Source organism: Terrabacter sp. P5_B1 (assembly GCF_056400505.1).
The window spans coordinates 1-10944 of sequence record NZ_JBFULD010000127.1 but is presented as its reverse complement, the minus strand read 5'-3'; the positions used below and the strand labels follow the sequence as shown (position 1 = coordinate 10944).

The following is a 10944-nucleotide window of genomic DNA, read 5'->3' as shown; positions in this document are numbered from 1 at the left end:
ACTCGACGGAGGGGAGCGCATCGCGTCAGTCACCCTCCGCGTCGATGACGACGGGGTCAGCCACGAGGTCACCGGCACCGACGGCTGAGAACCGCCGGCTGAGCACCGGCCTCAGGCGCCCGCCCCCTCCTGGTAGCCGCGCACGAGCGCCGGGTCGACCTGCCGGCCGACACTGACCTCCCAGACGCCGCCGTCGAAGCTCTCGAAGACGAGCAGGCCGCCCGAGCCGTCGGCCGCGACGAACTCGACGTAGTCGCATGACCCGCTCGCCCCCGTGCCGGTGTGCCCGGTCGCGGTGTAGGTGGCGTGCCCGGAGTCGTCGAAGATCCACTCCCGCCCGTCCATCGTCACGCCGCCGGTGTCGGGCTCGCCGAAGAGGTCGTGTCTCGGGGTCCAGTGCACGACGGTCAGACCGCCGCGTGGGCGGATCGACAGCCACTCCGGCGGCCCCGGCGTGCTCTCCAGACAGTGCTCGCTCCAGCGGGTGTCGGCCATCACGAAGCGCAGGCTGCCGACGACCCGGCGCGCTCGCCCCTCGAGCTCCATCACGGCGCCCGGCGCCACCTGGGACGCCCGCAGTTCTGCCCGCATGCACTGCTCCTCGTTCTCATGGTTCTCACAGGCTCGTGACGCCGGGCGCGACGAGTCCACCGCGCCGAACTCACCCGTAACTTCCCCCGAATCCTCTCGTTTCCCCCGTAGCCGAGTCGAGACGGCCAGAGAGACACAGGTAGGTGCCACATGGGTGTGGAGATCGCGGTCACAGGTCTGACCAAGACCTTCGGTTCGCAGACGATCTGGCGGGACGTGACCCTCACGCTTCCCGCGGGGGAGATCTCGGTCATGCTCGGGCCCTCGGGCACCGGCAAGTCCGTCTTCCTCAAGACCCTCGTCGGGTTGCTCAAGCCGGACGCCGGCTCGATCGTCATCAACGGACGCGACCTGACGCGGCTGCGGGAGGCCGACCTCTACGAGGTGCGCAAGCTGTTCGGTGTCCTCTTCCAGGACGGCGCCCTCTTCGGGTCGATGACCCTCTACGACAACGTCGCCKTCCCGCTGCGCGAGCACACGAAGAAGACCGAGGCCGAGATCAAGCGCATCGTCAGCGAGAAGATGGAGCTCGTCGGTCTCTCCGGCGCCGAGGGCAAGCTCCCCGGTGAGATCTCCGGTGGCATGCGCAAGCGCGCCGGCCTGGCCCGCGCACTGGTGCTCGACCCCGAGATCCTCCTCATCGACGAGCCCGACTCAGGCCTCGACCCGGTGCGCACCTCCTACATCAACCAGCTCTTCATCGACCTCAACGCCCAGATCGACGCGACCTTCCTCATCGTCACCCACGACATCAACACCGCCCGGACCGTGCCCGACAACATCGGGCTGCTCTACCACAAGCACCTGGCGATGTTCGGTCCGCGCGAGATGCTGCTGAGCTCGGAGGAGCCGGTCGTGCGCCAGTTCCTCAACGCCCAGACGGTGGGCCCGATCGGCATGTCGGAGGAGAAGGACGCCGACGAGCTGGCAGCCGAGGAGGGCCAGGAGCTCCCCCCGCTGCCTCCCATCGCCCTCCAGCTGCGCACGAGCGACGGCTCGCGGCGCCGCGCGGAGCGCCCGGCAGGGGAGTGGTGCCGCGCCAACGGCGTGACCCCGCCGCCCGGCTCGTTCCTGTCCGACAAGGCGGGCGTCCCGGGGGTCCGTTCCGAGTCGCCGGCCACGCCGACGGCCGTCCAGCCCGCCACCCTGACGGAGTCCTCCGAGCTCGTCGGCGAGCTGAGCTGACGTGGCCGCGCCCATCACCGGTGTCCTGAAGCAGTCGGGCTCCCTCTTCGCCCTCGCCCTCGACGTCATGCGAGCACTGCCGAAGCGGCCGTTCCAGGTCAAGGAGTTCATCCAGCAGGCGTGGTTCATCGCCAGCGTGACCATCCTGCCGACAGCCCTCGTGTCCATCCCGTTCGGCGCCGTCATCGCCCTCCARCTCGGCACGCTGACCCGCCAGCTCGGGGCCCAGTCCTACACCGGAGCGGCGAGCGTGCTCGCGGTGCTGCGCGAGGCGAGCCCCATCGTCACGGCCCTGCTCATCGCCGGTGCGGGCGGATCGGCGATCTGCGCCGACATCGGCTCCCGCAAGATCCGCGAGGAGATCGACGCGATGGAGGTGCTCGGCATCAGCCCGATCCAGCGCCTCGTCGTGCCGCGCGTCCTCGCCTCGATGCTCGTCGCCGTCCTGCTCAACGGCCTCGTCTCCGTCGTCGGGGTCGTCGGTGGCTACGTCTTCAACGTCATCGTCCAGGGCGGCACGCCGGGCGCCTACATCGCCAGCTTCACCGCGCTGGCGCAGCTGCCCGACCTGTGGACCGCCGAGATCAAGGCGCTGATCTTCGGGGCCATCTCGGCGGTGGTGGCCGCCTTCAAGGGGCTGGGCGCCGGCGGCGGCCCGAAGGGCGTGGGTGACGCCGTGAACCAGAGCGTCGTCATCACCTTCATGCTGCTCTTCGTCGTCAACTTCGTCATCACGGCCGTGTACTTCCAAGTCGTCCCGCAGAAGATCTGAGGAGCGACGATGTCGACCAGGACGGACAAGCCGAGCCGCAGCGCGAGTGCGGAGCGACTCCTCGACCTCGCGTCAAGGCCCTCCCGGGCGCTCGACTCGCTCGGGGAGCAGATGCGCTTCTACGTGCGCTCGCTCGCGTGGAGCGGCCGCACGCTACGGCGCTACAAGAAGGAGGTCGTCCGTCTGCTCGCCGAGGTCTCCCTCGGCACCGGGGCGCTCTCCGTCATCGGCGGCACGGTGGGCGTCATCGCCTTCCTCGCCTTCTTCACCGGCACCGAGGTCGGTCTGCAGGGCTACTCGTCCCTCGAGCAGCTCGGCACGGGGGCCTTCACCGGCTTCTTCTCGGCCTACCTCAACACTCGCGAGATCGCCCCGCTCGTCGCGGGCCTGGCGCTCGCCGCGACCGTCGGCTGCGGCTTCACGGCGCAGCTCGGCGCGATGCGCATCTCCGAGGAGGTCGACGCGCTCGAGGTCATGGGCATCCCGTCGCTGCCCTTCCTCGTCACGACCCGCATGATCGCGGGCTTCATCGCCGTCATCCCGCTCTACGTGCTGGGACTGCTGAGCTCGTATGCCGCCACCCGGTTCATCGCCACCGTCTACTTCGGTCAGTCCGAGGGCACCTACGACCACTACTTCCACCTGTTCCTGCCGCCCGGTGACGTGTTCTGGTCGTTCGCGAAGGTCATGGTCTTCGCCGTCGTCATCATCCTCATCCACTGCTACTACGGCTACACCGCCTCGGGTGGCCCGGCCGGCGTCGGCGTCGCGGTCGGCACGGCGGTGCGCACCTCCATCGTCGCCATCAACATCGTCGACTTCTTCCTCTCCCTCGCCATCTGGGGTGCCACGACGAGCGTGAGGATCGCCGGATGACCATCGCGCCGACCGATGCCGCCACGGACGTCAGCACCGACGCGACACCCGGCCCGCTCACCCAGCACACGCGGAAACGTCTGGGGCAGAAGACATACGGCATCGTCTTCCTCATCGTGCTGGCGCTGCTCCTCGGCCTCGCGATCGCGTCGTTCCAGAAGCGCTTCACGCCGGTCGTCATGGTCACGCTCGAGACGGACCGCCTGGGCAGCCAGCTGCAGGAGAGCTCGGACGTCAAGCTGCGCGGCCTGCTCGTCGGCGAGGTGCGCAGGGTCGAGGTCACGCCGACCGGGGCCCGGCTCGAGCTGGCGCTCCAGCCCGACGGGGTCGCGAAGATCCCCTCGAACGTGACCGCCCGCCTGCTGCCCAAGACCCTCTTCGGTGAGCGCTACGTCGACCTGGTCACGGCGGCCCAGCCGGCCCGACCGATCCGGGCCGGCGACGTCATCCCGCAGGACCGCAGCCGGGTTTCCATCGAGCTCGAGACGGTCCTCGACAACCTCTACCCGCTGCTGCGCACGGTGCAGCCGGCCAAGCTCGCGACCACCCTCAACGCGCTGTCGACCACGCTCGACGGCCGGGGTGACCAGATCGGTCGCAACCTCGTGCTCGTCGACCGCTACCTCAAGGCGCTCAACCCCAGCATGCCGACCATCCGACAAGACATCACCCTGGTCGCCGACACCGCTGACCTCTACGCCGGCGTCGCCCTGGACTTCTTCCGCCTCACCGAGTCCCTGCGGGTCACCAACAAGACCATCGTCGAGAAGAACCAGCAGCTCGCGGCCTTCCTCGTCGGCACGGCCGGGTTCGCCAACGACGCAGCGGGGTTCCTGCGCGACAACGAGCAGCGCATCATCCAGGTCGGGCAGGTGAGCAAGCCGACCCTGCAGCTGCTCGCGGAGTACTCGCCCATCTACCCGTGCGTGGCCTCCGGTCTCGTCAACTGGCTCCCGCGCGCCAACGCGGCCTTCGCCGGTGGCACCTTCCACATCACCCTGGAGGTCGTGCCGCCCCGCCACCCGTACCGGCCGGGGGAGGAGCCGCGCTGGGACGACAAGCGCGGACCCCACTGCTACGGCCTGCCCACACCGGGCGGCTCCCAGTCCAATCCCTTCCCCGGCAACCACTTCGACGACGGCACCCAGCCCGCGAGCACCGCGCAGCCCTTCTCCGCCGTGCCGCAGGCGCTGCTCGGCAACGCGTCCGCCGCGGACTCCGGCAGCGCCGGCACGGCCGACGAACAGCGCGTCGTGGGCGCCCTCCTCGCCGGCGACGGCCAGCCCGCGAACCCCGGCGCCGGCGGCATCCAGACACTGCTCGCCGGTCCGATGATGCGCGGCACGGTGGTGAGCACGCGATGAAGGTCAAGGGCTCACTCATCAAGCTGGTCATCTTCGCGACGGTCACACTCTTCGCGACGAGCATCCTCGCGCTGACGATCGCGAACATCCAGCTCGGGTCCAAGGCGACGTACACGGCCGTCGTCACCGACGCCACGGGCGTCATCCCGGGTCAGGACGTCCGAATCGCCGGAGTCCGGGTCGGCGAGGTGACCGACGTGCGCGTCGCCCGCGACGCGACGTCCGACGGCGCCACGGCCGACATCGAGTTCTCGGTCCTCAAGAGCTCGGTCCTGACGCAGGGCACCGAGGTGACGGTCAAGTACCGCAACCTCGTCGGCCAGCGCTACCTCGCGCTGTCCCAGGGTGCGGGCGCGCCGGCGGCCCTGGCCGACGGCTCGACGATCCCGCTGTCGCGCACCCACCCCGCCCTCGACCTCACCGTGCTCTTCAACGGCTTCAAGCCGCTCTTCGCGGCGCTGTCCCCGAGCGACGTCAACGAGCTCTCGGGCCTGCTCATCCAGACCCTGCAGGGGGAGGGCGGCGACGTGAACACCCTGCTGGCCAAGACGGCCAGCCTCACGTCCACGCTCGCCGACCGCGACGCCGTCATCGGTCGCACCATCGACAACCTCAACACCGTGCTCGGCACGGTCGACGCCCACGACCAGCAGCTGCTCTCACTCATCGACCAGCTCCAGCGGTTCACGAGCGGGCTGGCTGCCGACCGCGAGACGATCGGCCGTTCGCTGTCCGGCATCAACACGCTCTCCGCCGAGACCGCCGACCTGCTCGTCTCGACGCGACCGCTCATCAAGGACGACGTCGCCCAGCTGCGGACTCTCGCCACGACCCTCAACAAGCCGGGGAACGTCAAGGAGTTCGAGGACTTCATCACCGGCGCCCCGGGCCGCATCACCACCCTGACCCGCACGGCGACCTACGGCTCGTGGTTCAACTTCTACCTCTGCAAGTTCGACACGCGGAGCCCGATCCTGCCCGGCGTCAGCCCCACCTACGACGTCGCGTCTGCGAGGTGCAAGTCGTGAGCATCCCCTTCCGAGAGCGCAACCCGGTCCCGATCGGGGCGGTCGGCCTGCTCGTCATCGCCGTGCTGCTCTACCTGGCCTTCAACGCGTCCAGCCTGCCGATCATCGGCGGCGGGACGGCATACAGCGCGGCCTTCTCGGAGGCCGGCGGCATCAAGCCCGACGACGACGTGCGCATCGCCGGCGTCAAGGTCGGCAAGGTGACGGGCGTCGACCTCGAGGGCGGCCACGTCCGCGTCGACTTCACGATCACCGAGGACGCGAGCTTCGGCCCGCAGACCGGTGCCTCGATCCGGATGAAGACCATCCTCGGCGAGAAGTACGTCGCGCTCGACCCCAAGGGCCAGGGCCAGCTCGACCCGGACGCGCAGATCCCCGTGACACGCACGGTCAGCTCCTACGACATCGTCAACGCCTTCCAGGAGCTGACGACGACCACCGAGCGAATCGACACCGGCCAGCTGGCCACGTCCCTCAGTGTCATCGCCAAGGAGTTCAAGGACAGCCCGCAGTACGTCAAGGCCACTCTCGACGGCCTGTCCCGCCTCTCGCGCACCGTCGCGAGCCGCGACGCGGAGCTGGGCTCCCTGCTCCAGCGCGCCAACAGCGTCAGTGGTCTCGTGCGCAGCCGCAACGAGCAGGTGAGCACCCTCATCAAGGACGCCGACCTGCTAATGGTCGAGCTCGTCAAGCGCCGCGACGACATCCGCACGCTCTTCCGCAACACCTCCGCGCTCGCGACCCAGCTCACCGGGCTGGCCCGGGACAACCGGGCCCAGCTGAAACCGGCCCTCACCGAGCTCGACAAGACCCTGGCCCTGCTCCAGAAGCACGAGACCGACCTGCAGAAGACGATCGATGCCATGGCCCCGTTCACGCGGGTCTACGCCAACACGCTCGGCACCGGTCGCTGGTTCGACACGTGGGTCTCCAACCTCGTCGTCCCCGTCGGTACGCCGGGGCTGGCCCTGCCCGGGACGAAGCTGCCCGACCTGCTCCTTCCCGGCACCTCCGGAGGTGGTCGTTGATGTCCGCGTCCCGCGTGTCCCGCGTGTCCCGCGCGTCTGGCGCGTCTCGTATGCCGTTCGGCCGCCTCCACGGTCCCGCCACCGTGCTCGGCAAGGTGGTGACCGGCCTCGTCGTCGTCGCGCTCGTGGCGGCCGCCGTCGTCTTCTGGCCGCACCAGGGTCAGACGGCGGTCAGCGCCGACTTCACCCGCGCGGTCGGTCTCTACCCGGGCTCCGACGTGCGCATCCTCGGGGTCAAGGTCGGCAAGGTCGACACCGTGACCCCCGAGGGTGACCACGTGCACGTGACCTTCAGCTACGACGACAAGTACCGTGTGCCGGCTTCGGCCAAGGCCGCCATCGTCGCACCGTCGCTCGTCTCGGATCGCTACGTCCAGCTTCTCCCCGTCTACCAGTCAGGGCCGGCGCTGGACGCCGGGGCCCGGATCCCGCTGGAGCGGACCGCGGTTCCCGTCGAGCTCGATCGCGTGTCCCAGAGCCTCGACGACCTCATGGTCGCGCTCGGACCCGACGGTGCCAACAAGAACGGCGCCCTCAACGAGCTGCTGCGCACGTCCGCGGCCAACCTGAACGGCAACGGCGACAAGATCAACGGCACCGTCCACGACCTGTCGACGGCGCTGTCGACTTTGTCCGGCAGTCGTGACGACCTCTTCGGCACGGTCAAGAACCTCCAGTCCTTCACCTCGATGCTGGCCACGAACAACGAGCAGGTGCGTCGGCTCAACTCCGACCTCGCCACCGTCGCGACCCAGCTCAGCGAGGAGCGTGAGAACCTCAAGGCGACGCTCGAGAGCCTCGGTGTCGCGGTCGACGAGGTGTCGGGTTTCGTCGCCGACAACCGCGCCCTGCTCAAGAGCGGTCTCGACCGGACGGTCAGCGTGACCAACGCGGTCGTCAAGAGCCGCCAGGCGCTCGCGCAGGTCCTCGAGAACGCGCCGGTCGCCCTGTCGAACCTCCAGAACGCCTACCACCCCGAGACCGGGACGCTCGACACCCGCAACAACGCCAAGGGTTTCGACGACCCGCTGCTGCTCGTGTGCTCGATCCTGACCGGGCCGACCCAGTCCGGGAACACCAAGCTGTGCGACTCGCTCAAGAACGCACTCCTGCCCAAGCTGCCCACCCTCCCCTCCCTGCCGAGCGGCTCTGCGCTGCAAGGCACCCCGCAGCCGAACGGCCTGGTCAACCTGCGCGGTGCCGACCCGACCCTCGGCGGACTGCTCGGAGGTTCCCGATGACGTATGCCGGCCCACGGGGGTCCAAGCCCCCCGTGCTCCCCCCGACACGGACCCGGCTGACGGCCGTCGCGCTGAGCCTGCTGAGCCTCGTAGGGGTCTCCGGGTGCAGCGCCTACGACCTGCCGCTCCCCGGCGGTGCCGGCACGGGCGACAACTCGTACACCGTGACAGCGGAGTTCGCCGACGTGCTCGACCTCGTGCCCCAGTCGTCGGTCAAGGTCAACCAGGTCACCGTGGGCTCGGTCGAGGACATCCAGGTGACGGGCTGGACCGCGACGGTGCGGATGCGCCTGCCGGGGAACGTCGTGCTGCCGGACAACGCCACAGCCGAGCTCAAGCAGACCTCTCTGCTCGGCGAGAAGTACGTCGCGCTCGCGGCCCCGACGGACGTGCGGCCCCAGGGCCGCCTCGGGCAGGGGGACCGCATCCCGCTCACGCGCACCAGCCGCAACCCCGAGGTCGAGGAGGTCCTCGGCGCGATGTCGCTGCTGCTCAACGGTGGTGGCGTCGCGCAGCTGAAGACCATCGAGGTCGAGCTCAACCACGCGCTCCGTGGCCGCACCGGTGACGTCAGGGACCTCGTCACGCAGCTGAACACCTTCGTCGGCGGACTCGACGCCCAGAAGGGCGAGATCGTCCGCGCCATCGACAGCATCGACCGCCTGTCGTCGACGCTCGCGAAGAACCAGGCCAAGATCGCGGCAGCGCTGGACGAGCTGCCGAAGGGCCTGACGATCCTCGCCGACCAGCGGCGCCAGCTCACCGCGATGCTCACCGCCCTGCAGAACCTCGGTGAGGTCGGCACGCGCGTCATCCGCGGGTCGCGAGCCGACCTCGAGGCCAACCTCCGGGCGATCAGCCCGATCCTGCGGGAGCTCAACAAGGCCGGCGACGACCTGCCGAAGAGCTACCAGCTGCTCCTGACCTACCCCTTCCCCAACAACGCGCAGAACACAATCAAGGGCGACTTCACCAACCTCTGGGCGACCCTCGACACCAACCTCGGCACGATCGCCGACAACCTCGGCGTCGGCCGGCTGCCGAACGTCCCGGGTGTGGCACTGCCCTCGGTGCCACTGCCCTCCGTTCCCCTGCCTCCGGTGCAGGTGCCGAAGCTGCCCCTGCCGACGGTCCCGCTGCCGACCGTCACCCGCGTGCCGGTCCCGACGCTGCCAGGTGGGCTGCTGGGCTCGGGCCCGTCCGGGGCGGGCTCGGCCGACGCCGCGTCCTGGTCCACGCTCTTCCCCACGGGAGGTTCCCGATGATCACGCGTACCGTGCGGCTCCAGCTCGCCGCCTTCGCCCTGCTGTCCGTCACCCTCGTCGCCATCCTCTCGGCCAGCTACGTCGGGCTGACCGACAAGATCGCCGGCGGCAGCTACGTCGTCTCCGCGGACCTCGCCCAGTCCGGCGGCATCTTCGTGGGCGCCGAGGTGACCTACCGCGGCGTCACGGTGGGCAAGGTCGAGGCGCTGCGCCTGTCAGGTGACGGTGTCGCGGTCGACGCCAGGCTGGATCGGGGCACCGAGATCCCGAAGGACACCACAGCCGTAGTCGAGAACCGCTCGGCAGTGGGGGAGCAGTACCTCGACCTGCAACCGCGCACGTCCCGGGCGCCCTTCCTCGCCTCCGGTGACGTCATCCCGCGCGACCGCACGGCCTTCCCGATCCGCATCGACCAGCTGCTCCAGCACGTGGACGACACGGTCAAGTCGGTGCCGCGGGACGACCTMGTCACCACGGTGGACGAGCTCGACAGGGCGTTCAAGGGCGGAGGGACCGACCTGCAGCGGCTCATCGACTCGGGCAACGCCCTGACCACCGCCGCCTCCGAAGCGCTTCCCCAGACGACGCGCCTCATCGACGACGGCCGGATCGTCCTCGACACCCAGGTCAAGAGCGGCGCCGACATCCGCACGAGCGTGTCCGGCTTCGCGAACGTCGCCGACACCTTGCGCGAGGCCGACCCCGACCTGCGCGTCGTCCTCGACCGCGGGACCGTCGCGGTGCAGCAGCTCGATGCCCTGGTCTCGGAGAACAAGCAGAGCCTGTCCGCCCTCCTCGCCAACTTCATCACCATCGGCAACGTGACGACGGCCCGTCTCGACGGCATCGAACAGCTTCTCGTCACCTATCCCGACGTCGTGACCGGTGGCTTCACGGTCTTGCCCGGCGACGGGACCGCGCACTTCGGTCTCGTGCTCAACGTCGACGACCCGAAGGCCTGCGAGGCCGGCTACGAGGGAACGACGAAGGTCGACCCGAACCGCACGACGGGGCTGCCGCCCGTCAACCTCGACGCCCACTGCGCCGCCTCGCGCGGATCGGGTGTCAACGTCCGCGGTGCGCAGAACGCCCCGAAGCCCACCCGGGGAGGCCAGGGCGGCCAGAGCTACCCGATGGCCTTCGGCGCGACCCCCGTCGCTCTGGGAAACCGGGCCGTGACCTCCGGCAGCCCGTCGTCGTTGACAGTGCAGTCGCCGGTCGCACCGGCTGGTGGCAACGGACGGACCGACAACGGCACGAGCTGGCTCTGGATGATGCAGGAGGCGCTCCGCTAGCCGGTGACGGAAGGAAACCCCCTCAATGACGATGGTCAACACCCACGTGGAGACCGAGCGGTCGCAGCCGCCCGAGAGCTCTCCAGACCGCATGCCGGACAGCTCGGACGCGGCCGCCCCGGACGCGACGGACGCCGCGGGCTCGGGCCGCCCCGACGCGCCACCAGCGGGTCGCAGGGGAGGCCGCACGTGGCGCCCCACCCACGCGGCCGCCCCGGACGCGACGGACGCCGCGGGCTCGGGCCGCCCCGACGCGCCACCAGCGGGTCGCAGGGGAGGCCGCACGTGGCGCCCCACCC

10 protein-coding genes and 1 pseudogene are annotated in these 10944 nt (G+C 69.9%); 10 read left to right on the top strand and 1 reads right to left on the bottom strand.

Translation table 11 applies throughout. The annotated features are described in order from the left end of the window. Nucleotides 1–111 precede the first annotated feature (111 nt). Nucleotides 112–591 carry a DUF4178 domain-containing protein gene (locus AC1DP0_RS10955; RefSeq protein ID WP_478084531.1) on the bottom strand — a complete coding sequence of 160 codons (480 nt, stop codon included), beginning with the start codon at nt 589–591 and terminating at the stop codon, nt 112–114. Between the two features lie 150 nt (nt 592–741). Between AC1DP0_RS10955 and AC1DP0_RS10950 the strand changes: the two genes are divergently transcribed. The 10 genes and pseudogenes from AC1DP0_RS10950 to AC1DP0_RS10905 form a co-directional block, all read left to right on the top strand. Beyond that, the gene (locus AC1DP0_RS10950; protein WP_478084529.1) at nt 742–1776 is read left to right on the top strand and encodes an ABC transporter ATP-binding protein; all 1035 of its coding nucleotides are present in this window, start codon (nt 742–744) and stop codon (nt 1774–1776) included. A 1-nt stretch (nt 1777) separates the two neighbouring features. Next, nucleotides 1778–2548, top strand: a complete 771-nt coding sequence (locus tag AC1DP0_RS10945) for an MlaE family ABC transporter permease (RefSeq protein ID WP_478084528.1) — start codon at nt 1778–1780, stop codon at nt 2546–2548. 9 nt (nt 2549–2557) lie between these two features. Beyond that, on the top strand, nt 2558–3424 hold the full coding sequence (locus tag AC1DP0_RS10940; protein WP_478084526.1) for an MlaE family ABC transporter permease: 867 nt from the start codon (nt 2558–2560) through the stop codon (nt 3422–3424). Beyond that, nucleotides 3421–4788 carry an MCE family protein gene (locus tag AC1DP0_RS10935; RefSeq protein ID WP_478084524.1) on the top strand — a complete coding sequence of 456 codons (1368 nt, stop codon included), beginning with the start codon at nt 3421–3423 and terminating at the stop codon, nt 4786–4788. Before AC1DP0_RS10940 ends, AC1DP0_RS10935 begins: the two co-directional genes overlap by 4 nt. Further along, nucleotides 4785–5816: an MCE family protein gene (locus AC1DP0_RS10930; RefSeq protein WP_478084522.1), complete on the top strand. Its 1032-nt coding sequence runs from the start codon at nt 4785–4787 to the stop codon at nt 5814–5816. The genes AC1DP0_RS10935 and AC1DP0_RS10930 overlap by 4 nt, the downstream gene beginning before the upstream one ends. Continuing rightward, nucleotides 5813–6844, top strand: a complete 1032-nt coding sequence (locus AC1DP0_RS10925) for an MlaD family protein (protein ID WP_478084521.1) — start codon at nt 5813–5815, stop codon at nt 6842–6844. Before AC1DP0_RS10930 ends, AC1DP0_RS10925 begins: the two co-directional genes overlap by 4 nt. Next, the gene (locus AC1DP0_RS10920) at nt 6844–8085 is read left to right on the top strand and encodes an MCE family protein (protein WP_478084520.1); all 1242 of its coding nucleotides are present in this window, start codon (nt 6844–6846) and stop codon (nt 8083–8085) included. The genes AC1DP0_RS10925 and AC1DP0_RS10920 overlap by 1 nt, the downstream gene beginning before the upstream one ends. Nucleotides 8086–8117: 32 nt before the next feature. Continuing rightward, nucleotides 8118–9350 (top strand): MCE family protein, encoded by a 1233-nt coding sequence (locus AC1DP0_RS10915; RefSeq protein ID WP_478084519.1) that lies wholly within the window; start codon nt 8118–8120, stop codon nt 9348–9350. Next, entirely contained in the window at nt 9347–10645 is a 1299-nt protein-coding gene (locus tag AC1DP0_RS10910) for an MCE family protein (RefSeq protein WP_478084517.1), read from the top strand. The genes AC1DP0_RS10915 and AC1DP0_RS10910 overlap by 4 nt, the downstream gene beginning before the upstream one ends. Before the next feature lie 25 nt (nt 10646–10670). Continuing rightward, a pseudogene (locus AC1DP0_RS10905) lies at nt 10671–10944 on the top strand (hypothetical protein); the annotation flags it as partial.